At 72.4% G+C, this 24202-nt stretch carries 21 protein-coding genes; 14 read left to right on the top strand and 7 right to left on the bottom strand.

Going from position 1 to position 24202, the window contains the following annotated elements:
- Positions 1–42: 42 nt before the first annotated feature.
- From ABTW72_RS31250 to ABTW72_RS31235, 4 genes are all read right to left on the bottom strand, one after another.
- Positions 43–504 (bottom strand): DUF5709 domain-containing protein, encoded by a 462-nt coding sequence (locus ABTW72_RS31250; RefSeq protein WP_350865191.1) that lies wholly within the window; start codon positions 502–504, stop codon positions 43–45.
- A 121-nt stretch (positions 505–625) separates the two neighbouring features.
- The gene (locus ABTW72_RS31245) at positions 626–1510 is read right to left on the bottom strand and encodes an alpha/beta fold hydrolase (protein WP_350865189.1); all 885 of its coding nucleotides are present in this window, start codon (positions 1508–1510) and stop codon (positions 626–628) included.
- A gap of 113 nt (positions 1511–1623) precedes the next feature.
- On the bottom strand, positions 1624–2547 hold the full coding sequence (locus ABTW72_RS31240; protein ID WP_350865186.1) for an RNA polymerase sigma factor: 924 nt from the start codon (positions 2545–2547) through the stop codon (positions 1624–1626).
- 94 nt (positions 2548–2641) lie between these two features.
- Positions 2642–3610, bottom strand: coding sequence for a helix-turn-helix transcriptional regulator (locus tag ABTW72_RS31235; RefSeq protein WP_502892272.1), 969 nt, complete (start codon positions 3608–3610; stop codon positions 2642–2644).
- Between the two features lie 62 nt (positions 3611–3672).
- Between ABTW72_RS31235 and ABTW72_RS31230 the strand changes: the two genes are divergently transcribed.
- From ABTW72_RS31230 to ABTW72_RS31220, 3 genes are read left to right on the top strand one after another with little or no spacing between them, the layout of a single operon-like run.
- Complete coding sequence (locus ABTW72_RS31230) at positions 3673–4806, top strand: epoxide hydrolase family protein (RefSeq protein ID WP_350865184.1); 1134 nt, start codon at positions 3673–3675, stop codon at positions 4804–4806.
- Complete coding sequence (locus ABTW72_RS31225) at positions 4803–5960, top strand: winged helix DNA-binding domain-containing protein (protein WP_350865181.1); 1158 nt, start codon at positions 4803–4805, stop codon at positions 5958–5960. Before ABTW72_RS31230 ends, ABTW72_RS31225 begins: the two co-directional genes overlap by 4 nt.
- Positions 5961–5997: 37 nt before the next feature.
- Positions 5998–6762, top strand: coding sequence for a YqjF family protein (locus ABTW72_RS31220; protein WP_350865178.1), 765 nt, complete (start codon positions 5998–6000; stop codon positions 6760–6762).
- On the opposite strand, the gene ABTW72_RS31215 is transcribed toward ABTW72_RS31220, so the two are convergent.
- Positions 6756–7733: an aldo/keto reductase gene (locus ABTW72_RS31215; RefSeq protein WP_350865176.1), complete on the bottom strand. Its 978-nt coding sequence runs from the start codon at positions 7731–7733 to the stop codon at positions 6756–6758. The two genes, ABTW72_RS31220 and ABTW72_RS31215, sit on opposite strands and share 7 nt — an antisense overlap.
- Before the next feature lie 171 nt (positions 7734–7904).
- Between ABTW72_RS31215 and ABTW72_RS31210 the strand changes: the two genes are divergently transcribed.
- From ABTW72_RS31210 to ABTW72_RS31190, 5 genes are all read left to right on the top strand, one after another.
- Positions 7905–8264 (top strand): hypothetical protein, encoded by a 360-nt coding sequence (locus ABTW72_RS31210; protein ID WP_350865173.1) that lies wholly within the window; start codon positions 7905–7907, stop codon positions 8262–8264.
- A gap of 31 nt (positions 8265–8295) precedes the next feature.
- Positions 8296–8856 (top strand): carboxymuconolactone decarboxylase family protein, encoded by a 561-nt coding sequence (locus tag ABTW72_RS31205; RefSeq protein WP_350865170.1) that lies wholly within the window; start codon positions 8296–8298, stop codon positions 8854–8856.
- A gap of 4 nt (positions 8857–8860) precedes the next feature.
- Positions 8861–9427, top strand: a complete 567-nt coding sequence (locus ABTW72_RS31200) for a TetR/AcrR family transcriptional regulator (RefSeq protein WP_350865169.1) — start codon at positions 8861–8863, stop codon at positions 9425–9427.
- Positions 9428–9561: 134 nt separating this feature from the next.
- On the top strand, positions 9562–10164 hold the full coding sequence (locus tag ABTW72_RS31195) for a dihydrofolate reductase family protein (protein WP_350865166.1): 603 nt from the start codon (positions 9562–9564) through the stop codon (positions 10162–10164).
- Between the two features lie 134 nt (positions 10165–10298).
- Positions 10299–11651 (top strand): cellulase family glycosylhydrolase, encoded by a 1353-nt coding sequence (locus ABTW72_RS31190; RefSeq protein ID WP_350865163.1) that lies wholly within the window; start codon positions 10299–10301, stop codon positions 11649–11651.
- A gap of 214 nt (positions 11652–11865) precedes the next feature.
- On the opposite strand, the gene ABTW72_RS31185 is transcribed toward ABTW72_RS31190, so the two are convergent.
- On the bottom strand, positions 11866–12810 hold the full coding sequence (locus tag ABTW72_RS31185) for a GlxA family transcriptional regulator (protein WP_350865161.1): 945 nt from the start codon (positions 12808–12810) through the stop codon (positions 11866–11868).
- A 53-nt stretch (positions 12811–12863) separates the two neighbouring features.
- On the opposite strand from ABTW72_RS31185, the gene ABTW72_RS31180 reads away from it, so the two are divergent.
- The 6 genes from ABTW72_RS31180 to ABTW72_RS31155 all read left to right on the top strand — a co-directional run bounded on the left by ABTW72_RS31180 (position 12864) and on the right by ABTW72_RS31155 (position 21150).
- Positions 12864–13430 (top strand): DJ-1/PfpI family protein, encoded by a 567-nt coding sequence (locus tag ABTW72_RS31180; RefSeq protein WP_350865158.1) that lies wholly within the window; start codon positions 12864–12866, stop codon positions 13428–13430.
- Between the two features lie 113 nt (positions 13431–13543).
- Entirely contained in the window at positions 13544–16213 is a 2670-nt protein-coding gene (locus ABTW72_RS31175) for a glutamate--cysteine ligase (RefSeq protein ID WP_350865155.1), read from the top strand.
- Between the two features lie 98 nt (positions 16214–16311).
- Positions 16312–18090 (top strand): N-acetylglutaminylglutamine amidotransferase, encoded by a 1779-nt coding sequence (locus tag ABTW72_RS31170; RefSeq protein ID WP_350865152.1) that lies wholly within the window; start codon positions 16312–16314, stop codon positions 18088–18090.
- Positions 18091–19938 carry a S9 family peptidase gene (locus tag ABTW72_RS31165; RefSeq protein ID WP_350865149.1) on the top strand — a complete coding sequence of 616 codons (1848 nt, stop codon included), beginning with the start codon at positions 18091–18093 and terminating at the stop codon, positions 19936–19938.
- Between the two features lie 17 nt (positions 19939–19955).
- The gene (locus tag ABTW72_RS31160; RefSeq protein WP_350865146.1) at positions 19956–20522 is read left to right on the top strand and encodes a hypothetical protein; all 567 of its coding nucleotides are present in this window, start codon (positions 19956–19958) and stop codon (positions 20520–20522) included.
- A 73-nt stretch (positions 20523–20595) separates the two neighbouring features.
- Positions 20596–21150 carry a dihydrofolate reductase family protein gene (locus tag ABTW72_RS31155; RefSeq protein ID WP_350865143.1) on the top strand — a complete coding sequence of 185 codons (555 nt, stop codon included), beginning with the start codon at positions 20596–20598 and terminating at the stop codon, positions 21148–21150.
- Positions 21151–21157: 7 nt separating this feature from the next.
- Here ABTW72_RS31155 and ABTW72_RS31150 read toward each other — a convergent pair whose 3' ends face one another.
- Complete coding sequence (locus tag ABTW72_RS31150) at positions 21158–24199, bottom strand: AfsR/SARP family transcriptional regulator (protein WP_350865140.1); 3042 nt, start codon at positions 24197–24199, stop codon at positions 21158–21160.
- Positions 24200–24202: the final 3 nt, after the last annotated feature.

Here is a 24202-nt window from a genome sequence, read left to right as displayed (position 1 = left end):
GCGCTCCGCACCCGTGAGGTGCCGAGCGCGGCGGGTACGTCGTCAGCGCAACGGACCGTCGCCGGGCCCGTCCGGGTCCTCGACCACGTGGATCGCCGCCTCCTCCGCGCTGGCGGCACCCGCGTCGATGCCGGCGTCCCACGCCACCGACTCGGCCTCGTCGTCCTCACGGACGCCCTCGTCGTACGCGACGAGACGGCCGGCGCGCGCCTCCGCCTCGTACCCCCGGCGGGTCAGCTCGTCCTCGTCGTCGCCACCCTCGGCGTACGGGTCGACATCCGGCACCTCCTGGGCGAGGTGTTGCTCCAGGGACTCGCCCGCCCGCTCCTCGGCCGGCGTGGTGCCGAACCGGTTTGCCGCCGTCCAGTGGTCCTCGGCGACGATGCCGGTGTCGAGGGGGTCGCCGACCCGGTCGTCGTCGAGGGTGTCGGAGGCGTCCAGGACGCCGTCGTCCTCGGCCACGTTCCACTCGTCGACGGAATCCACTCGTTCGGTCTGGCTCACGGCGGTCTCCTCTTCGTTGCGGTGCAGCAAAGCGCTCAGCCTATGACCGTGCAACGCGCCCGCACCCCGAGGCCTGCCCGCTGTGACGAACGGACCTCGGGGCGGGCGCTGCCGCGGTGGGTCAACGCTTCAGCAGCTCCGCCACGGCGTCGGTGAACTCCACCGGCTGCTCGATGTGCGCGAAGTGTCCGCTTCGCTCCAGCGTCACCAGCCGCGAGTCCGGAAGCCCCGCGTGCAACTGCTCGGCCCAGCGAGGGCCACAGATGAAGTCGTACGCCCCGACGATCACCACGACGGGCACGGTGATCTCACCGAGGTTCTCCCGCACGTCGAAGGGCGTGGGGTCCTGCGCGCCGGCCGGCGTCGCCCAGATCCGGACGGCCGCCTGAAACGGGGCGAACTCGTCCTGTCGGCCCCAGAAGTCCGCGAAGTACACCGGCAGGGCGGCCCGCAGAGCGGCCCCCAGCGACTCGTCGTCCGTCGCGCCGCCGATCTGCGCGAAGGCAGCCGGGACCGCCGCCGCCTCCGGCCGGTCCGGGTGCCGCTGCGGGTAGGCGGCGAGACCGGCCATGGCCTCGCCCCAGAACTCGGCGCCGGTGACGGGCGACGTGTCGTACAGGGCGAGGCCGGAGATCCGCTCCGGGTGGGCGAGCGCATACCGCTGGACGACGAAACCGCCGTGCGAGTGCCCGAGGAGGTACACCCGGGGTGCGCCGAGGTGCTCGACGACGGCGTGCAGGAACCGGACATACGTGTCGAGACGGTAATCGTCGGCGTTGTCGAGCTGCCCCGACGCGCCCGTGCCCACCGGCTCGACGTAGACCATGGTGAAGTGCGTCTCAAGGCTGGGGGTCCGCAGGTACGTCCACTCGATGCCCGGGCCGCCGGAGTGCGCCACGCAGACCGGACCGGTGCCGGCGACGTGGTAGACCTGCCGAACGCCATCCACCGTGAACGTGTGGGCGCCGGGTGCGAGGGCGCTGGCGTCGTGGCTGGTGAAACCCATGAACTGTCTCCCGATCCGAGAACCGCGCGGCGTCCGCCGACACGGCAACTGGTGCATGACGCAGACCAGATGCGCGGGTCGAGAGGAAAGTTCGCTCGGTCGGAGAAGTTTTCTCAGACCAGCGCGGGGACGGGGTGGAAGAGGGTGAGTTGGCGCACCCGGCCCTCGCGCAGCACCTGCAACCACAGCGCCGCGGGTGGGCAGTGCTCCGGGTCGTCGGGTGGGCTGATCAGGTCGGTTTCCCAGATCAGCACGTCGCCACTGGCCACCACGTTGCGCAGCCGCTGACGTACCCCGGCGGCCAGGTCGCAGTTCATGCCGTTGATGGCCAGATCACGGCCACCGCGCGGGCCGCCCGGAACGATCATCTCCGCGTCCGGCCACCAGCTCTCGCGGACCACCCGCTCGAAGTCGCCGCCCATCGCGGTGGTGATCATGTCGCTGCCCTCCCGCCACCGTGAGTCGTTCGAGGCGGCGACGTCCGTGTGTGCCGCGTCCGCCGCCGTCCGCAGGCCGCTGGCGAGCGCCCGGCGGGCGTGGCTGAGGCGGCTGCGGACGGTGCCGACCGGCACTCCACACACGGCCGCGATCTGCTCGTACGAGGACGCGTCGCTGAAGTACCGCAGCAGGGTGACGAGCCGGTCAGGTTCGGACAGTTGCCCGAGGGAGTGCCACACCCAGTCGCGCATCGCGGCCTGGTCCAGTGCCTCCTCCGGCGTGGGTGTGTCGGCGGGGCGGGTGAACCACTCGGGTTCGGCGACCGGGACGGCTCTGGGCCCGCGCAACGCCATCCGGCTGTTGTTGCGGACGATGGCCCGCAACCAGGGGCCGACGGCGTTCGGGTCGCGGACCTCGCCGATGCGACGCAGGGCGACGACCATCGTGTCCTGCACCGCGTCCTCGGCGTCCGGCCCGTAACCGAGGACGCTCAGCGCGACGGCCCGCATCCCGGCCTCGTGCCGGGCCAGCAGCGCCCCCAGCGCAGCCGCGTCTCCCGCCTGCGCGAGTACGACCAGCTCACCGTCGCTCTGCGTCACGCCCAGTTCCTCCCCGAAACACCTGTTCTGAACGCTTGTGCTCCATCAAGCGTACGGCGGACGGACGTGCCGATGCCCCGAGCCGTCGGCCGTCCTACGCTGCGGACGGGCTGGCGGCGCGGGTCGCGCGGGTGCCGATCTGCCGTAAGTGCGCGATCAACTCCGGAGGCTCGTGCACCTCCATGTCGCAACCGAGGGTGAGCAGGCGCCACGCCAGCCACTCCAGGGTGTCGGCGTTGCTGCGCAACCGGCAGGAGGTCGCGTCGATCGGCTCCAGATCGACGCCGGCGCCGCCGAGCGGGCCCGCCATCCGCTCGATCGGCGCGTGCAGCGTCACCACCGCCCGGTAGACGGGCGTCAGCTCCAGCAGCTTCCCCGTCATGAAGGAGGCGGCGTCGGACGCCGGCAGTTGCCGGGCGGCGACCCGGGTCCGCGTGGGCCGCAGGTCGGTGATCCGGTCGACCCGGAAGATCCGCCAGTCGTCGCGGTCGTTGTCGTAGCCCACCAGATACCAGCGCCGACCCGCCGACACCAGCTTGTACGGCTCGACGAGCCGTTCGGTGTCCACGCCGTCGCGACGGCGGTAGGTGAACCGCAGCTGCTCACGATTGTTGACTGCGGCCGCCAGCGCGCTCAGGCGCTCCGGGTCGACCGTCGGTCGGTCCCAGGTGAGCAGCGGTTCGGTGGCCGCCCCCAGCGCGCTGACGCGGTGTCGCAGCCGGGACGGCAGCACCTGTTCGAGCTTGGCCAGCGCCCGTACCGAGGCCTCCTCGATGCCGGCCACCGCGTGACCGGCGGCGGTGCGCAGACCGACCGCGATCGCCACCGCCTCGTCGTCGTCGAGCAGCAGCGGCGGCATCGCCTTGCCGGCCACCAGGCGGTATCCGCCGATCGGGCCCATCGTCGCCTGCACCGGGTAGCCGAGGTCGCGCAATCGCTCCACGTCGCGGCGGATGGTGCGCAGGCTGACGCCGAGCCGGGTGGCCAACTCACTGCCGGGCCACTCGCGGGGTGTCTGCAACAGCGACAGCAGGCCCAGCAGTCGGGCGGGGGTGTCGGACATGATCCAAGAATGCCAGCGATGTGTGCCAGAACCTGTCCTATATGGCCCGTAGCGTTCCCGGCATGACGCCATTTCGCATCGACATCCCGCAGGCGGACCTCGACGACCTGCGTGACCGACTCTCCCGAACCCGGTGGCCCCGCTCGTTGCCCGGCACCGGCTGGAGCCGTGGGGTGCCGGTGCCGTACCTGCGCGAGCTGACCGAGTACTGGGCGAATGGTTACGACTGGCGGGCCCACGAGGCGCGCCTGAACGACCTCCCCCAGCTCGTCACCGAGATCGACGGCTTGGAGGTGCATGCGCTGCACGTCCGCTCGCCGGAGCCGGACGCGCTGCCGTTGTTGCTGACACACGGCTGGCCGAACTCCGTTGTCGAGTTCACCGAGCTGATCGGCCCGCTGTCCGACCCACGCGCTCATGGCGGGGATCCCGCGCAGGCGTTTCACGTGGTCGTGCCGTCGGTGCCCGGCTACGGTTTCTCGCAGGCGCCGCCGGCCGGCTTCACGATCGACCGGCTCGCCCGGATGTGGGTCGAGCTGATGGCCCGCCTCGGCTACCACCGTTACGGCACCCAGGGCGGCGACCTCGGTGCGTACATCGCGCCACGGGTGGCCGCGGTGGCGCCGGAACAGGTGGTGGGCGTGCACATCGACGGCGGGTTCGGCTTCCCGACCGCCGCCGACGTGCCGGACATGAGCGCGGCGGAACGCGGCGAGTGGGAGCAGATGCAGCAGTGGATGAGCGGTGGCGTCGACCATCACGCGCTGCTGCGGGCAGCGCCGCAAACCTTCTCGTACGCCTGGAACGACTCGCCGGTCGGGCTGCTGGCCTGGATGATGCAGAAGTTCAAGGAGTTCACCATGACGGTGCCGACACCGGAGCAGGCCATCGACCGGGACCACCTGCTGACCAATGTGAGCCTCTACTGGTTCACCGGCACGTCGGGAACGTCGTCGTGGCCCATGTACGAGCGACTCACCGTGGCCGACGGCGGCGGTTTCGCCTGGCCGGCGGGCCAGCGGCGGGTGCCGTCCGGTGTGTACGGCGGCGGCTCCGCGCTGATGCGCCGCCTCGCCGAGCGAGACAACACGATCGTCCACTGGCCGCAGGGCAACCCGGGCAGCCACTTCGTGGCGATGGACGAGCCGCTGGCGCACGCGGCGGACATCCGAGCGTTCTTCGAGGGCCTGCGATGATCGAGGTGAGCTGGGCGCAGGTGTCCGCCCGACGGCTCGCGCGGCACCGGCTCCGCGCGCCGGCGGCGGACGCGGCACCGGACGCCGCACGCGTCGCCGACGTGGTGTCGGCGATCTGCGGCGCGCACGCCCAGATCGCGTCGGCCGCCGAACTGTCCATCGGACTGCGGGTGCCGGGCACGACCCGCACCCTGGTACGCCGGGCACTGTGGACCGACCGCACCCTGGTCAAGACCCGTGGGCCACGCGGGACCGTGCACCTGCTCGCCGCAGCGGACCTGCCGATGTGGGTCGGCGCGCTGACCGCGTTGCCGGCGCCGTCCTGGGAGCGGAGTGTTGTCCTGCTGACGCCCCTGCAGACCGAGCAGGTGCTCGCGGCCATCGCCGACGCGGTCGCCGAGGCCGACCTGACCACCGCCGAGCTGACCGAGGAAATCGTCGCCCGTACCGGCCCGTGGGCGGGCGACCTGGTGATGGAGGCGTTCCAGGACAAGTGGCCCCGGTGGATCGCCGCGATGACCGCCGCCACCCGGGGCGGAGTGGTCTGCTTCGGCCCGAATCGCGGTCGGGCCAGCACGTACACCAGCCCGGCCCGGTGGCTGCCCGACTTCGCGCCGATGCCCGGTCCCGCCGCCCTGGCCGCCCTCGCCCGCAGCTACCTGTACGCGTACGGGCCGGCCACCCCGGCACAGTTCGCCCGGTGGCTGGCGGTGGCGCCGGGGTGGGCGACGTTGCTGTTCGACTCGCTCGACCTGACCGAGGTGACGATGGAGGGCACCCGGGCCTGGGTGGCCGCCGACGACACCGAATTCCCCGACGACCGGCCGTCCGGGTTGCGGCTCCTGCCGTACTTCGACGCGTACGTGGTCGGCTGCCACCCCCGCGAACGGCTCTTCCCCGGTGCCGCCGCCGAGCGGGCGCTCGCCGGTGGCCAGGCCGGCAACTATCCGGTGCTGCTGGTCGACGGGGTGGTCGCCGGCGTGTGGCATCAACGCCGTTCCGGTCGCTCGATCCGGGTCACCGTCGAGCCGCTGCGGACGCTCGGTGCCGCCCAGCAGCGGGCGTTGGGGGAGGAGGTCGAGCGGATCGGCGAGATCCTGGAGGGCACGGCGTCGCTGACCATCGGCACCGTCAGTGTCGGTCCGCATGCCTGAGGCCACGCCGGCCCACCGCCTGGGCGACGATGGGAGCGTGCACCCCGAACCGGTCGACCACGCACCGCGGCAGGCGTTCCCCTGGGCGCTCCTGCGCCAGCGTTGGGAGGACCTCACCTTCCTGCACTGGGCCGTCGCTCCGGAGGTGGTCGCGCCGTTGCTGCCCGCCGGCACTCGTCCGGACACGCTGCAGGGGGTCAGCTACGTGGGCCTGATCGGTTTTCGGATGGTCGGGCTGGGCCTCGGCCGTGGCCCGGGGGTGCCGTACTTCGGCACCTTCTGGGAGACCAACGTGCGGCTCTACTCCGTCGACGACGCCGGCCGGCGAGCGGTCGTGTTCCGGTCGCTCGACGCGTCCCGCCTGCTGCCGGTGCTGGTGGCGCGGGCGACGCTGCGCCTGCCGTACCTCTGGTCGTCGATGCGGGTGGATCGCGACGGTGACCGGCGCACCTACCGCTGCCGACGGCGCTGGCCGGGGCCGGCGGGCGCGGCGAGCCGGATGGTGGTGCGGGTGGGGGAGCGGATCGTCGAGCCGACCCCGCTCGAACACTTCGTCACCGCCCGCTGGGGGCTGCACACCCGGGCGTACGGACGCACGCTTCACCTGCCGAACTGGCATCCAAGTTGGCCGCTGCACAGGGCCGAGGTGCTGCACCTGGATGACGAGTTGGTCGCCGCCGCCGGGCTGCCGGCACCGGTCGGGCCACCGGTGAGCGTGCTCTACTCGCCAGGTGTCGGGGTCAGGTTCGGCCCGCCGGCGGCGGCCCGGCCAACCGGTGCCGGGCCGCCGGAGCCTCAGTAGCGGCCACCCTCGGGCGCGGGCAGCGCGTCCAGGTCGGCCAGGTCGGCGGCGCTGAGCCGCACATCAGCGGCCGCGCAGTTGTCCACCAGGTACTTCGGGGTCTTGGTGCCGGGGATCGGGATGACCTGGTCACCCTGGGCGACCACCCACGCGAGGGCGACCTGAGCGGGGCTGAAGCCGGCCCGGTCGGCGATCTCCCGGACCCGGGCGACGATGGCGAGGTTGGCGCGCAGCGCGTCCTGCTGGAAGCGCGGCAGGCCACGCCGGAAGTCGTCGGCGGGCAGGTCGTCGAACGAGGTGAACCGGCCGGCGAGGAAACCGCGACCGAGCGGGGAGAACGGCAGGAAGGCGATGCCCTGCTCGGCGCAGTACGGCAACACCTCGGTCAACGGGTCGCGCGTCCACAGTGACAACTCGGACTGCACCGACGCCACCGGGTGCACCGCCTGGGCCCGGACGATCTGCGCGACAGTCACCTCGGACAACCCGAGCTGCCGGGCCTTGCCCGCCGCCACGACCTCGGCCATCGCGCCCCAGGACTCCTCGATGGGCACCTCCGGGTCGACCCGGTGCAGCTGGTAGAGGTCGACGTGGTCGGTGCCGAGCCGGCGCAGGCTCTCGTCGATCGCCGTACGGATGTGCTCCGGGCGGCCGTTGTTGCCGATCTTCGGTGAGTTGCCGGGGCCACCGGTGGGGGAGGTGGCCACCAGGCCGACCTTCGTGGCCAGTACGGCCCGTTCCCGGTGCCCGCCGGCCAGCGCCCGCCCGACCAGTTCCTCGTTGGTGTACGGCCCGTACACGTCCGACGTGTCGATCAGCGTCGCGCCCAGGTCCAGTGCCTGTCGGATGACGGAGATCGACGTGTCGTCGTCGCGAGGGCCGGTGATGTCGTAGCCGTGGCTCATGCCCATGCAGCCGAGGCCGATGACGCCGACCTCGGGTCCGGTGCTGCCCAGCGTGGTGGTTCGCATGCGCCCCACGCTACGACCGGACCGGCCGGCCCGCACCCGCCGCGGCGGGCACGGCTGCTCCCCGGGTACGTGACGACTCTCACCGGAAGTGGACTCGGGAGTCCGGTACGGTGGGCGCTAAGCGGACCTACGAGTCCGGATCTGCCCGACGGTTGACCCACGAGGAGCCCCATGAATCCGGTACGGATCAGCGATGCCCTGCGCGCGGTGGTCTTCGAGCCGACGCGCGACCTGACCGAGGCGCTCGACGAGTTCTACGCCCCCGACTACACCCACCGCAGCGACGGCGAGACCCTCGACCGGGCCGCATTCGTCGAGATGGTGACCCGGGTACGCGGTCAGATCGTCAGCGGCACCGTGCGGGTCCTCGACGAGCTGCGCGACGGTCTCCGCTACGCCGAACGACACGTCTACGAGGTCACCCTGGCCGACGGGTCGACCGCCGGGCGGGAGATCGCCATCTTCGGGACGTACGCCGAGGACGGCCGCTTCCGCCACCTCAGCGAGACGGGATTCGACCTGCCCGCCTGAACCGTCTCGACGGCCAACCCTGGAGAGAGCCATGCCCCGCCTTGCCGACCCCGACCCGAACGCGATTCCGGCCGACGTCCGCGACGTCCTGTCCGCCCTGCCGCCCGACCCGATGGTCAAGATGCTGACCCACTCGGTCGGCACGGTGAACCTCTTCATCCAGCTGGCGAGGGCGCAGTTCACCTCGTTGGAACTGCCCGCCCGCTCGCGGGAACTGGTCATCCTCACCGTGGCCGAGTACACCGGGTGCGAGTTCGTGGCGGCCCAGCACATTCCGATGTCCGCGGCTGCCGGCGTCGACGAGCGCACCCGCGAGATCATCAGCAGCCGGAACGTCGACAACCCGTACCTCCCCGCGTACGACCGCGCGCTCATCCGGTTCGCCGCCGAGGTGGTGCGGTCACCGCGCGTTCCCGACGACCTCTTCGACCAGGTGCGGCACATCCTCAGCGAGCGCGAGATCGTCGAGGTGCTCCAGGTGGTCGGCTACTACTGGTCGTTCGGCCGGGTGGCCACGGTGCTCAACGTCGAACTCACCACCGTGTACGGCGACGAGCCGCTGCTGACCGACGAGACCGAGCGGGCAGACTGAGGCCATGGCCCCACCGACGCCGAGCGACCCGGATGCTCCCCATCGCCGTCTGGACGCCCGTCGCAACCAGGAGCGGGTCATCGCCGCTGCCCGGGAGCTCTTCAGCGAGCAGGGTCTGCAGGTGACGGTGCCGCAGGTGGCGGAGCGGGCCGGGGTGGGCCGCGCGACGGTGTACCGCAGTTACCCCAGCAAGGAAGACCTGATCGTCGCCGTCGTCCAGCGGCAGTTCGAGGAGCTGGAGCAGCGCATCCAGGCGGCACTCGACGGCGCCGACGCGTACCGGGAGTGGTGTTCCTTCGTGCCCGACCTGTTCGGACGCCTCGCCCGCGACCGGGTCCTCGCCGACGCCTTCTTCGAGGGAAGGCTGGTGCCCGCCGCGCGCATCCTGGGCCTCATCGGGCAGCTGGTGGCGGCGGCCCGAACGTCCGGCAGGATCCGCCAGGACGCCGGGGAGCTGGACATCCGGGTAATCCTCTGCGGGGCGGTTCGGCAGCTCATCGTTCTCGACGAGCGCGACCCGGCGGTGTGGCGCCGGTACGCCGACCTCGTGCTCAACGCGCTGCGCCCCTGACGGCCACGGCTGACACTGGGAAAGAGTTCGGCGGACATGTCGAGGACGATCGAGCCGGCTTCGACCATGGGGTGAGGGCCGGGTCCGCCGGTCTCGCCGACGAGCCGACACGGCACGGAGCAAGGAGTGGATCGATGACGAAGGTGACGACCGGGGCGACGATGTCGTTGGACGGCTACATCGCGGACGCGTCCCACGGCGGCTTCGAGTACCTCTTCCAGTGGTACGAGAACGGCGACGTCGAGACGCCGACGGCCCATGCCGAGATGACCTTTCGAACGTCCGCCGCGAGCGCCCGGCACCTGCGGGCTCTCATCGAGCGGACCGGCGCGCTCGTCGTCGGCCGGCGGCTCTTCGACATCACCGGCGGGTGGGGTGGTCGGCATCCGATGGACGTGCCCGTGGTGGTGGTGACGCACAGCGTGCCGGAGGGCTGGGAGCCGGAGAGCGACTCCTTCGTCTTCGTCACCGACGGCATCGAGAGCGCCATCGCCCGGGCGAAGGCGATCGCCGGCGACAAGGAGGTCGGGGTCAACGGCGGCACCATCGCAGCCCAGGTCGTCGAGGCCGGCCTGCTCGACGAGGTGCACGTCGACCTCGTCCCGGTCCTGCTCGGCGCCGGCATCCCGCTCTTCGCCGACCTGAAGATCGCGCCACTTCAGCTGGACGGCCCGTTCAGCGTCGTCGAGGGGGACGGCGTCACCCACCTGGGCTACCGGGTACGCCCAGCGGCCTGAGCGTGGCAGGGGACCGGCCCGGCCGGGGCCGGCCACCACTGCACCCACCTTGCCTGCATCGGCATTGATCGATATCGTGCGCGAAGGCGCCGCCCCGCCTCAGACCACCACCGTCGATCCGAAGCGGGTTCCGCATGCGCACACTGAGACTTGTCACGACCCTGGCCGTCGCCGGCCTGCTCGCCGGAGGGGTGGCCCTGGTCGCCGCCACACCGGCCAGCGCGGCCACCGCCGTGTTCTCCGTGACGAACAACTGGGGCAACGGCTACCAGGGGCAGGTCACCGTCACCAACGACACCTCCGCACCGATCACCAGCTGGCGGGTCGAGTTCGACCTGCCGTCCTCCTCGACCGTCACCCAGTCGTGGAACGCGCAGCAGACGACCTCGGGCAGCCACTACACCTTCGCCAACGTGTCCTGGAACGGCACCCTCGCCGCCGGTGCCTCCACCTCGTTCGGCTTCCTCGTCAACGGCACCGGCACCCCGGCGAACTGCACAGTGAACGGCGCGTCCTGTGCCGGCGGTCCACCCCCGACCACGCCGCCGCCCACCACCCCGCCGCCGACCACCCCGCCGCCGACCACCGGCACGCCGGTCGAGCGGCACGGGCAACTGCGGGTCTGCGGCACCACGATGTGCGACAGGTCCGGCGCGCGGGTGCAACTGCGGGGAATCAGCAGCATGTGGCTCAACTGGGAGACGGCTCCGTACGCCGAGAACCTCTCCGCGTTGACCTGGATGCGCGACAACTGGAATCTCCAGGTGATCCGCGCGGCCATGGGCGTGGAGCCGGCGGGGGCTTACCTCAGTGACCCGGCCAAGGCGCGCGCGCAGGTGGAGACCATCATCAACAACGCGGTCACCGCCGGGGTCTACGTGATCGTCGACTGGCACGCGCACGAGGCGCAGAACAACCAGTCCCAGGCCGTGGCGTTCTTCGGTGACCTGGCCCGCCGGTACGGTCACCTGCCCAACGTCATCTGGGAGCCCTACAACGAGCCGCTCCAGGTGAGCTGGACCAACGTCATCAAGCCGTACCACCAGGCCGTGGTGTCCGCGATCCGCGCCGCCGACCCGGACAACATCGTCGTGCTCGGCACCCCGACCTGGTCACAGGACGTGGACGTCGCTGCGGCCAGCCCGGTCAGCGGCACCAACCTGATGTACACGCTGCACTTCTACTCCTGTACCCACGGGGCGTCGCTGCGCGCCAAGGGCGACGCGGCCATCCGCGCGGGTCTGGCGCTGTTCGTCACCGAGTGGGGCGCCAGCAACGCCGATGGCGGCCTCGACGGCCGGGCCTGCCTGCCGGAAGCGCAGTCCTGGATCGACTGGATGAAGGCGAACGGCATCTCCTGGACTGCCTGGAAGCTCGACGTCGGCACCGACACCACCAACCTGCTCAGCCCAGGGGCGCCGGTGACCGGCGGGTGGACCAACTACCTGCACGGCCACGCGCCGTTCGTGGTGGCGAACATGAGGTGACCCCGGCCGCTCCTTGACCGCAATTGATCGAATTAGAACTGCTGGTGTCGGGGTGTCCAGGCCGGCGGGATACCCCGACATCGCCAATTCTGTGTCGATCAGGAGTGCTCGGCCTCGGCGGGACAGTCGCGTCGATGGGCGATATACCTGTCAGTCATATTCATGCCTCCGAGGTAAATCGCTCTCGACCGGGTCCGACCCCGAAGCGTTGGTTTCAGGGTGTGAAGGCCCGGCGGTACGCGGTAGGGGTGGTGGCGAAGGCCCGCTGGAAATGCGCACGGAGGTTGGTCGCCGTACCCAGGCCGGTGCGCCGTGCGACCTCGTCGATGGTTGTTCCGCCGTTCTCGAGCAGGGTGCAGGCGGCGCGCAGCCTTTGCTGGATCAGCCAGGCTCGTGGGCTCATCCGGAACCGGCTCTGAAAGGCGCGGTGCAGCGTACGGCTGGACATCACACCCTGTCGGGCAAGGTCCGCGACAGTGATCGGGCGGTGCAGGTTGCTGCTCGCCCAAGTGATGACCCCGGCCAACTCGTCGTCCTCATCCGGAACGCCGACCGGGATGAACTGGGCCTGACCGCCGGCGCGGTGCAGCGGTGTGACCATGTGGCGAGCCCGTTGGATGGCGGCAGCCTGCCCGTGGTCGCGGCCGACCAGGTAGAGGCACATGTCCAGACCGGCGGCGAGTCCGGCGCTGGTGATCACCTCGCCTTCGTCGACGTAGAGCGCATTCGCGTCGACGAACACCCGTGGGTGCTCGTCGGCGAGCGCGTCGGCGTGCGCCCAGTGGGTCGTCGCGCGGCGACCGTCGAGCAGGCCGGCCTGGGCCAGCGCGAAGGCGCCGGTGCAGATCGACGCGATGCGGGCGCCACGACGGTGTGCCTGCCGCAGCGCTTGGAGAGCACGGCTCGGTGCCGGGCCGCGGCGGAAGCCGGGGACGATCACCGTGTCGGCATCGTCGAGCGCGTCAAGCGTGGCGGCGACGCTCAGCTTCAGACCGTCCGTGGTGGTGGTGACCGAACCACCGTCCAGTGCGCACACCGTCATCGCGTACCGGCCGTGACCCTCGTGGCCGAACACCTGCGTCGCGATGGTCAGATCGAAGGCGACGACAGTGGGTAGGGCGAGCACGGCGACCCGATGCGTGGCGGGTTTCTTACGCATGGTGGCAAGAATGCCACTCGCCGCCACCCGCTCGACTAGAGATCCTGGGCTGTATGCGAATCGAGATCGTGGTGTTCGACGGCTTCGACGAACTGGACGTCTTCGGGCCATTCGAAGTCTTGTCGATGGCCGGCTTCGACGTGGCGCTGGTCGCCGTCGAACGGCCGGGGCTGGTCACCAGCATGCGCGGTGTCCACCTTCAGGTTCCCGCGGTGCTGCATCAGGCCGATGGCGTGATCGTCCCTGGTGGCGGATGGCTGAACCGGGCCGCCGAGGGTGCCTGGGCGCAGGCGCAGCGCGGTGTGCTGCCGGCGAAGCTGGCCGCACTGGCGCCATCGGCGCGATGGATGGCGTCGGTGTGCACGGGTGCGCTCTTACTCGCCGCCGCCGGCCTGCTGACCGGCCGGCGGGCGACCACCAACCGCAACGCGTACGACGAGTTGCGCGCCCTCGACGTCACCGTCCTCGACGAGCGGGTGGTCGACGACGGTGACCGGGTCACCGCTGGCGCGCTCTCAGCGGGGCTCGATCTGGGGCTGCGGCTCACGGAACGGGAACTCGGCGCCGCCACCGCTGACCGGGTCGCCGCGAGCATCGAGTACCGGGTTGCGCAGTGCTGAGCAGCCCGGACAGAACGGGCGCGTCACCTTAACGCGCCGGAAACACCCCCGGTACCAACCCTGGGAACGCTCGTCGGACAGTCGACACCACCGACACGCGAACCGGGGTGACCATGGCCGACAACACCACGAACGCGCCGACGTACGACGGGCCGGTGGGCCGGTCCGGCAACGGCCGGACGCTGCCCACCCCCCGATCCAACCGGGCCCTGTCGCTCGACGACGGCGACCCGGCGGACCTGGCCACGATCGGTGTGGAGGAGGAGTTCCACGTCGTCGACCTGCACACCCGGGAGCTGGTGCCCCGCGCCGGGGAGCTGCTCGACCGGTTGCCGGCGGCCTCGTTCACCGCCGAACTGCACCGCAGCGTGGTGGAGACCAACACCGCGGTCTGCCGCACCCTGGACGAGATCCGCGCCGAGCTGACCGGGCTGCGGCAGACCGCCGTCCAGGTCGCCGACCGGGCCGGGCTGGGCATCGTGGCGGCCGGTACGGTGCCGCTGCGGGCCGACGGCGATCCCAGCGTCACACCCACCTCCCGCTACCGGCGAATGCTCGACGAGTACCAGTTGCTCGCCCGGGAGCAGCTGATCTGCGGAGCGCAGGTGCACGTCGGCGTCTCCGACCGGGACCTGGCGGTGGCGGTGACCCGTCGGGTCCAACCGTGGCTGCCGGTGCTGCTCGCCCTCTCCACCAGCTCGCCGTACTGGATGGGTCAGGACAGCGGGTACGCCAGCGTGCGGTCGCTGGTCTGGCAGCGCTGGCCCACCGCGGGCGACCCGGGTGAGGTGACCAGCGCCGCCGACCACGAGGCGCTGGTCGCCGAACTGATCGCCTCCGAGACGATCACCGACCCCGCCATGATCTATTTCGACGTCCGGCCGTCGGCGCACGTGCCCACCGTGGAGCTGCGGATCACCGACGCCAACGCCGACGTGGAGACCATCGTCCTGCTCACCGGCCTGTTCCGGGCGCTCGTGCGGCGGGAGGTCGCCGCCCTGCGCGCCGGGGTGGAGCGGACGGCCGTGCGACCACCGGTGCTGCGCGCCGCAGTGTGGCGGGCGGCCCGCTCCGGGCTGGAGGGTGACCTGCTCGACCTGCCCCGGTCGGCCCGACCGGTGCCGGCAGCCCAGGCGGTCCGCCGCCTGGTGACCGACCTGCGACCGCAGTTGGAGGCGACCGGGGACTGGGAGCAGGTCCGCGAGCTGACCCGGTACGCGCTGGAACGCGGCAGCTCCGCCGCCCGGCAGCGGCGGGCGTACGAGCGGCGTGGCCGGTTGGCCGACGTGGTCGACCTGCTGCTCGACGAGACCCGGGGCCGGGTCCGCGGGCCGCTGCCGGAGGTGTCGACACCGCCGGCGCTGCCCACGTACGCCGACACCGGCGACGAGGTCTTCGGACCGGCCGGGCCGCAACCGGCGTACGCCCCGATGCTCGCGGCCCTGCGCCAGCTCGGCGCCGGCGTCCTCCGTCAACGCGAACACGACCGGGACGAGGAGCAGCGGGCCCGGGGAGTGACGTTCAGCGTGGCCGGCGAGGCGAGCACCCGACTCTTCCCGGTGGACCTGGTGCCCCGGGTGGTGCCCGCCGCCGACTGGCGGACCCTGCGTACCGGCCTGGTGCAACGCGCCCGCGCCCTCGACGCGTTCCTGCGCGACGTCTACGCCGACCGGGCCGTGGTGGCCGACGGCGTGGTGCCGGCGTGGGTGGTGGAGTCCTCACCAGGGCTGCGCCCGACCGGGGCGCTGATGGGCCGGCGGGGCACCCGCGCCCAGGTGTCCGGCACGGACCTCGTCCGCGATCCCGGCGGCGGCTGGTTCGTGCTGGAGGACAACCTGCGGGTGCCCTCCGGCATCGGCTACGCGGTGCAGAACCGCCGGCTCACCCGGGCGGTGCTGCCCGAGCTGCCGGTTCCGGAGGATCTGCTGCCCGCCGACGAGACGCCGGCGATGCTGTACCGGGCGCTGGTCGCCGCCGCGCCCGCCGCGGCCGACGACCCCGCCGTGGTGGTGCTCAGCAGTGGCCCGGGTGATCCGGCGTGGTTCGAGCACCGGCTGCTCGCCGACGAGATGGGTGTGCCGCTGACCGAGACCAGCGACCTGCTGGTGGAGGAGGGCCGGGTCCGGCTGGTCCGCGAGGGCTGCCGCCGCGAGGTGGACGTGATCTACCTGCGGATGGACGAGGAGGCGCTGCTGCACGCGCCGGGAGCGGACGGGGTGCCGTTGGGGTGGCCGCTGCTCGCCGCCGTGCACGCCGGGCGGCTCACGCTGGCCAACGCGCTGGGCAACGGTGTCGCCGACGACAAGGCGCTGTACGCGTACGTGCCCCGGCTGATCGAGTACTACCTGGGCGAGAAGCCGCTGCTGGGGGACGTGCCGACGTACCTGTGTGGGCTGCCCGAGCAGCGGACCGAGGTACTGGGCCGGCTCGACGAGTTGGTGCTCAAGCCGGTCGACGGGTACGGCGGTGACCGGGTGGTGATCGGCCCTCGGGCCGAGGCGGAGGAGTTGGACGCCGTCCGGGAGCAGATCCTCGCGGCCCCGCACCGGTGGATCGCCCAGGAGATGGTCGCGCTGACGACCCACCCGGTCTTCGACGGTACGGCGCTCACTCCCCGCCACGTGGACCTGCGGGCGTTCGTGTTCCTCGGTGACACCGCCGAGGTGGCGCCGGTCGCGCTGACCCGGGTGGCGCCGGCCGGCAGCATGATCGTCAACTCGTCGCGAGGTGGCGGGTCGAAGGACACCTGGCTGCTCGGTGGAGCCGACGAACCGGCGGCGTAACCCACGCTTGACCCACCCGTCATCGGGACGCAACCCGGCCCGCCAAGCCTGGACCGGTCAGCGGCCCCAGCGGATCCAGCCGACGAGAGGTGCAAGACATGTGCGGTATCGGAGGCGAATTCCGCCTCGACGGGGCACCACCGGACCTGGCCGCCGTCGAGCGGATGCTTCCCGACCTGACCTCCCGAGGCCCGGACGGCGAGGGGCGGTGGCAGCACGGGCCGGTGGCCCTGGTGCACCGCCGACTGCGCATCATCGACCTGTCCGACGCGGGCGCCCAGCCGATGGTCGACAGCGAGCTGGGACTGGCCATGGTCTTCAACGGCTGCATCTACAACTACCGGGAGCTGCGCGACGAGCTGACCTCCGCCGGTTACTCCTTCCGGTCCACCTCGGACACCGAGGTGATCCTCAAGGCGTACCACCGGTGGGGGACGGCCTGCGTCGAGCGGTTCTACGGGATGTTCGCGTTCGCCCTGGTCGAGCTGGCCACGCACACACTGGTGCTGGCCCGGGACCGGCTCGGCATCAAGCCGCTCTACCTGGCCGAAGGGCCGGGTCGGGTGCGCTTCGCCTCGACCCTGCCGGCGTTGCTCGCCGCCGGTGACGTGAACACCGAGCTCGACCCGGTGGCGCTGCACCACTACATGAGTTTCCACTCGGTGGTGCCGCCGCCGCGCACGATCCTCGCCGGGGTCCGTAAGCTGCCGCCGGCCACCGTGCGGGTGATCACCGCGGACGGCCGGAGCACCGACACCACCTACTGGCGGCCGGAGTTCAACCGGGCCGCCGCTCCGGCCATGTCCGCCGGCGAGTGGCAGGAACGGCTCATGGCGGCGCTGCGCACGGCCGTACGGCGGCGGATGGTCGCCGATGTGCCGGTCGGCGTGCTGCTCTCCGGCGGTCTCGACTCCAGCCTGATCGTCGCCCTGCTGGCCGAGCAGGGCCAGACCGGGCTGGCCACCTTCAGCATCGGCTTCGAGGCGGCGGCGGGGGAGAGCGGCGACGAGTTCCACTACTCCGACCTGGTGGCCCGCCACTTCGACACCGACCACCAGCAGATCCGCATCGGCGCGGAGCGGTTCGTCCCCGCCGTGCACCAGGCCATCGCGGCGATGAGCGAGCCGATGGTCAGTCACGACTGCGTCGCGTTCCACCTGCTCTCCGAGGAGGTCTCGCAGCGGATCACGGTGGTGCAGTCCGGGCAGGGGGCCGACGAGATCCTGGCCGGCTACGACTGGTACCCGCCGATGGCCAACGTGGCCCGCGCGGACGCCGTCGAGGCGTACGCCCGGGTGTTCTTCGACCGTCGCCACGACGCGCTCGGCGGGCACCTGGCGCCCGAGTGGATGCTCGACCACGACGCCAGCCTGGAGTTCGTCGCCGCGCACTTCGGCGCGCCCGGTGCGGACACCGCGCTGGACTCGGCGCTGCGCCTGGACAGCCTGGTGATGCTTGTCGACGACCCGGTCAAGCGGGTCGACAACATGACGATGGCCTGGGGGCTGGAGGCCCGGGTGCCGTTCCTCGACCACGAGGTGGTCGAGCTGGCCGCCGCCTGTCCGCCGGCCATGAAGCTGGCGCAGGGCGGCAAGGGTGTGCTGAAGGCGGCGAGCCGGGGCATCGTCCCGGACGAGGTGATCGACCGGCCGAAGGGTTACTTCCCGGTGCCCGCCATCCGGCACCTCTCCGGCCCACTGCTCGACGATGTGCGGGACGCGCTGACCGCCCGACCGGCGCGCGAGCGGGGCCTGTTCCGCAAGGACTATCTGGAGGAGTTGCTGGACGCGCCGAACGCCCGGCGGACCACGCTGGGCTCCAACGCGCTCTGGCAGCTCGGGCTGCTGGAGCTCTGGTTGCAGCGGATCGGGGTTTAGATGAGCGTACGGACCGAGGCGCCGCGCACCACCCGCCGGGCCCGACCCGCGACCGACCGGCCGGTGTCGCCGCCGGTGCCCGCCGGTGAGGACTTCGCCCCCGCGCCGTCGCCGGACGGCCGCCAGGTGGCGTTCCTCTCCGACCGGGCGGGCACGCCCGGCGTCTGGGTCTGCGAGGTCGACGCTGGCGTGCCCGTCGCGCTGCCCGTGAGCGGCGAGCCGGTTCTGGCGGTGAGCTGGTCCCCGGACGGGCAATGGCTGGCCTGCGTCGTCGCGCCCGGTGGCGCGCCCCGCACCGAGCTGTGGGTGCTGCGCCCGGACGGTACGCAGCGTCACCAGGTCGCCGGGTTCGGTCGCCGCAGCGCCGCCCTGGCCGGTTGGCTGCCCGGCAGCGCGCTGCTGGCGGTGACCGAGACCGCCGAGCGCGGGGCCGCCGTGCTGGTCGACGCGGGCACCGGGCACCGGCGGGTGCTCGCCGAGGACGACCTGCTCACCCTCCTGGACGTCACCCCGGACGGCGGGGCCGCCCTGCTGCGCCGTGGACCCCGCAACGCCCGCTGGCTGGAGCTGCTCGACGTGGCCACCGGCGAACGACGGCGGCTGTTCCCGGACACCGGGCGGGGCAGCACCGACCAGGGCTGGTTCGGCCCGGACGGCACGAGCGTGCTGGCGCGTACCGACGCGTTCTCGGAACTGGCCGCGCTGGTGCGCGTCGATCTCACCCGACCGGCGCTGCCCCCGACACGGCTCGCTTCGCGGCCGGACGCCGAGCTGGAGCAGGTGGCGCTCAGCGCCGACCGGGGGCGCGCCGCGCTGCTGTGGAACAGCTACGGCGGGCGTAGCGAGCTGAGCCTGCTCGACTTCGCCACCGGTGTGCAGCGGGCCGTCACCGCCCCCGGCGAGGTGCTCGGCGACGCCGTCTTCGCCGCCGACGGTGGCCTGCTCTGCCTCACCGCGCAGGGGCCGGTGCGGCCCCGCGAGGTCTGGCTGGTCGACCCGTCGGCCGGCACGCCGCGTCCGCTGCGACCGGACACCGGCGCCGCGCGTACGGGCGGCAGCGGTGTCGCGCCGCAGTTGGTCGACCTGCGGGCCCGCGACGGGTTGCCGTTGTCCGGCTGGCTCTACCGCCCGGCCGGTCCGGGCCCCTGGCCGACCGCGATCAGCCTGCACGGCGGCCCCGAGGCGCAGGAGCGTCCCGGCTACAACCCCCTGTTCCAGGCCCTCGTCGCGCAGGGCGTCGCGGTGTTCGCGCCGAACGTTCGCGGCTCGTCCGGCTTCGGTCGCTCCTTCGTCGCCGCCGACAACCTCGCCGGGCGCTACGGGGCGATCGCCGACGTGGCGGCGTGCGCCGAGCACCTGCTCGACAGCGGCGTCGCTCGTCCCGGCCAGCTCGGTTGCCTGGGCCGCTCCTACGGCGGCTACCTGGTGCTCGCGGTGCTGGTGAACTTCCCCGGCCTGTTCGCCGCCGGGGTCGCCGAGTGCGGCATCTCGGACTTCCACACCTTCTACGCCGGCACCGAGCCGTGGATCGCCGCCGCCGCCGTCAGCAAGTACGGCGATCCGGTGCGCGACGCCGAGCTGCTGCGCGACCTGTCGCCGATGACCCACATCGACCGACTCGACGTGCCGGTGCTGCTCATCCACGGTGCCAACGACACCAACGTGCCGGCCGGTGAGTCGGCGCAGGTGGCGCAGGCCCTCGCCGCCCGGGACGTGCCGCACGGGCATCTCGTGCTCACCGGCGAGGGGCACGACTTTCTCGCCCTCGACAACGCCGAGACGGCGCGTACGGCCACCACCGCCTGGCTCACCCGGCACCTCGCCGCGACGGCGGCCACCCGGGGCTGAGGCGTTATCCTGCGCCGGTGGACGTCACGGCGCAGGGCGAGCGGTTGGCCGCCGACCTGGGCCGGTGGCTGGCCGACGTGACCTTCGTCGACCTGGACACCGACGAGGTCACCGCGCGGGTGATCGACTCGGTGGTGCGGTGGGCCGAGGCCCAGGGCTGGCGGGTGTACCGGCGCGCGCCCAGCGTGCTGCCGTTGCCACCACCGCTGGAGCAGCGGCACTCGGTGCTCGACGTGGCGTGCGCCCGTCCGGACGGTCCGCCCGTCGTGGTGGAGGTCGACCACACCGACCGGGCCCGTACGGTGCAGAAGCTGCGCGCGGAGGCGGACGCCGGCCGGATCCCGATCTGGGTGCGGTGGGGCGTCGGACGTTTCGCCGCGCCGCCACCGCCGGTGCGGATGGTGACGGTCGAGGTGACCCGGCGGGCCGGTCCGGCCGGGCGCGGACGGCTGCACAGCCGCGGCGGTCACCGCCCCGCCCCGGCCCACTCGACCGGCGCCGGCACGGTGACACCGCAGGCGCTGCCGATCCCGTTGACCGACCCGGCAGAGGGCCCGGTCGACGACGCGGGTAAGAGCACCTGAAGCGAATCGTAAGCGGGCTCCGGCAGAGTTCTGGGTGTCACCGGAGAGCACGACAAACACCCAGGAGATCCCGATGCGCAAGCTCGTCAACTCGACCTACATCACCCTCGACGGCGTGATCGACAACCCGATGTGGACCGCGCCGTACTTCGACGAGGAGGCCGCCAGCCTGGCTGGGGCGCAGACCGAGGAGGCCGACGCGATGCTGATGGGCCGGGCCACCTACGACGGCATGTCCGCCGCCTGGCCGAACATGGACGAGAGCGACCCGACCACGGGCGCCGCGTACTTCAACAACGTCAAGAAGTACGTCGCCTCGACCACCCTGACCAACCCCACCTGGAACAACACGGAGGTGCTCCAGGGCGATCTGGTCGAGGCGGTCACCGCGCTCAAGGCCCAGCCGGGCAAGAACATCATCCAGTACGGGTTCGGCTCGGTCACCGCCCAGCTGATCCGCGCCGGGCTGGTGGACGAGGTCCGGTTCTGGATCCACCCGGTGCTGGAGGGCGGCCCCAGCCTCACCGCGCCGCTGACCGAACTCAAGGCGTCGTTCGACCTGGTCGACACCCGGGTGCACAAGAGCGGCGTGATCGTCGCCTCGTACCAACCGAAGGTGGCCTCCTGAGCACCGGTCAGAGCTGGGCCCGGGCCTCGCCCGGGCTCAGCTTCGCGCCCTCGGCGAGCAGCGCGTCGAAGCGTTCCGGCCCGAGTTCGGCCCGCAGTCGTGCTGTCGTCCGGTCGGTGTCGTCGCGTTCGGCCGGTGCGGCGGGGGACTGCGTGGCGAGCCGGGCGGCGGCCGCGGCGCCCAGCAGTCGGGCGGCGACCTCGGGGGAGCGCACCGCCGCCGCCATTCCCTCCAGTGGGTTGATCGCGTCCCGCATCGTCGCCATCGCCTCGGCGACCTCGAACGCCTCGATGTGCAGGGCCAACGCGGCGTCCGGGTCGCCGCCCTGCTCGACCGCGTAGCCCAGCTCGACCAGCACCATCGGCAGGTAGAGCGCGGACTGGCTCTCTCCTCGACCCAGGTCGGCGAGGTGGCTGAGGTGGGTGACGGCCAGATCGAGCTTGCCGTCGCGGCGGGCGGCCAGCCCGAGGCTCATCTCCGCGAAGATCAGCGCGCCGGGCGAGCCCTGCTCCACCGCCAGGTCGTAGGCGCGTTCGGCGAGTTCCCGGCCCTGGGTGTAGTCGCGGGTCTGCACGGCGAGCCAGGCCAGCCAGGACAACTCGGCGCAGACCTGTGGCCACAGCGCCAACTCCTCGGCCCAGCGCAGCCCTTCCCGGTGCAGCGCGGCGGCGCGCTCGTGCTCGCCGCGCATGTCGGCCAGCCCACCCACCCACTCGGTCGCCCGGAGCCGACCCCACCGGTCGCCGAGGTCGGCGAAGAGCGCGGCGCTGCGGGTCGCGGTGCGCTCCAGGGTGGCCTGGTCACCGTTGGCGTGGGCGATGTGGGCCAGGGAGGTGAGCACCGCGGCCTCGGTCCACGGGTCGGTGGCGGCGGTAGGCAGCAGCTCCGACACCAGGGCCAGGTCGCCGTGTTCGATCACCGCGTTGGCCGCGAACCACGCGGCGTGGCTGTCCGGGTCGGCGGCCACGGCGGCGCGCACGTCGTCCGGTGCGATCACCTCACCCTGCGACAGGGCGAAGCCGACCCGCCAGGGTGCCGCGCGGGCCTCCTGCTCCGGGTCGCCGGGCACGGCCAGCGCCCGCCGTGCCTCGGTGAGCCGGCCGCGCAGGAACCAGTACCAGCTCAGTGCGACCGCCAGGCGCAGCCCGCCACCGTGCGCCAGCGCCGAGCGCAGGTTCGCCAACTCGGTGTCGAGCAGCGCCAGCCACCGCTGCTGGTCGGCCCCGCGCAGCCCGGGGTCGGCGCGTTCGGCCAGCTCGGTGTAGTAGGTGGCGTGCCGCCCGCGTACCTCGTCGGCGTCGGCGAGGCGTTCCAGGCAGAACGCGGCCACCGATTCGAGCAGCCGGTAGCGGGGGGCCGCGCCGGAGTCGTCGAGCACCACCAGCGACCGGTCCACCAGCCGGGCGAGGGCGTCCAGGTCGGTTCGGCAGACCTGTTCGGCGGCCTCCGGGGTGCAGCCGTCCGGAAACACCGCCAGTTGGGCGAGCACGGCCCGGTCGGACTCGTCCAGGAGGTCCCAGCTCCAGCCGATCACCGCGGTGAGCGTCCGCTGCCGGGGTGGCACGTCCCGCTGCGCGGTGGTGAGGAGCCGGAACCGGTCGTCGAGCCGGTCCACCACCCCGCGTACGCCCAGCGCGCGGACCCGGGTCGCGGCCAGTTCCAACGCCAGCGGCAAACCGTCGAGGCGACGGCAGAGCTGGGCCACCGCCGTCGCGGTCTGCCCGTCGAGGCGGAAACCGCGCTGCTGCGCGGCGGCGCGGGCGACGAACAACCGGGCCGCCGCCGAGCGCCGGACCTCGTCCAGGTCACCGTCGTCGGGCACCGGCAGCGGGGGTACCTCCCAGAGCAGCTCGCCGGTCAGCCCGAGTGGCTCTCTGCTGGTGGCCAGCACGCTCACCCCGGACACGTCGCGCAGCAGCCGGGCGACCAGCTCGGCGACCGGTTCGATGACGTGTTCGCAGTTGTCCAGCACGAGCAGCAGTTGCCGGTGCCGCAGGGCCGTGACCACCCGGTCGGCGGGGGACTGGGTCGTTCCGGCGGCCTCGTGGGCGCCCAGAGCACCGAGCACCTGTTCGGCGACGCGGTCGTCACCGGCCGGCAGTGGGGCCAGCTCAACCAGTCGGACACCGTCCGGGTAGGACGTCGCGCGGGCCGTCTCGGTGGCCAGCCGGGTCTTGCCGACGCCGCCCGGACCGACCAGCGTGACCAGCCGCTGGCAAGGCAGCAACGCCCGCAGCTCGGCCAGCGCGTCGTCCCGCCCGATCAACTCGTCGAGCGGGGCCGGCAGGTTGTTCCGGACGATCGCCGCCTTCGGCGGGGCGTTCAGGCCGGCGTCCTGTTCGAGGATCCTGCGGTGCAGGGCGACCAGCTCCGGGCCGGGGTCGAGGCCCAGCTCCTCGGCGAGCCGGGTTCGCAGCTCGGCGTAGCTCTCCAACGCCTCGGACTGGCGGCCGGCCGCGTACAACGCGCGCAGCTGCACCGCCCGCAGGCCTTCGTGCAGCGGATGTTTGGCGACCAGCTCGGCCAGGTCGGCGGCCACCAGGTCGTGCTCACCCCGGGCCAGCCGGGACTGCGCCAACCGTTCCTGCACGACGAGGCGCTGCTCGGCGAGGCGGGCCGCCTCGGCCCGCACGAACTCGGCGTCGGCCACGTCGGCGTACGCCTCGCCGCGCCACAACGCGAGGGCCTCGGTCAGCCGTTCGACGTCGGCGCAGCGGGCCAGCTCGTCGAAGCGGTCGACGTCGACCGCGTCGACCCGCAGCAGGTAACCGGGTGGCCGGGACTCGACCAGCTCACGGGCGCCGGGCTCGGCGTCGTTGAGCGCCTTGCGCAGCTGCGACACCCGCACCTGGAGCGCTCCGGCCGGATTGGCGGGGGCGTCGTCACCCCACAGGTCGTCGATGAGGCGGTCCGCCGAGACCACCTGGTTGCGGTTGGCCAACAGGTCGGCCAGCAACGCCCGCACCTTGGTGCCGGGCACCACCACCGGCTCGCCGGCGTCCGTGGTCACGGCGAGCGGCCCGAGCACCCCGAACTGCACGGCGGTCATCCT

This window comes from Micromonospora sp. NPDC127501 (genome assembly GCF_040302185.1).
In the GTDB taxonomy this organism is placed as follows: domain Bacteria; phylum Actinomycetota; class Actinomycetes; order Mycobacteriales; family Micromonosporaceae; genus Micromonospora.
This window is presented reverse-complemented; position numbering and strand designations above follow the sequence as displayed.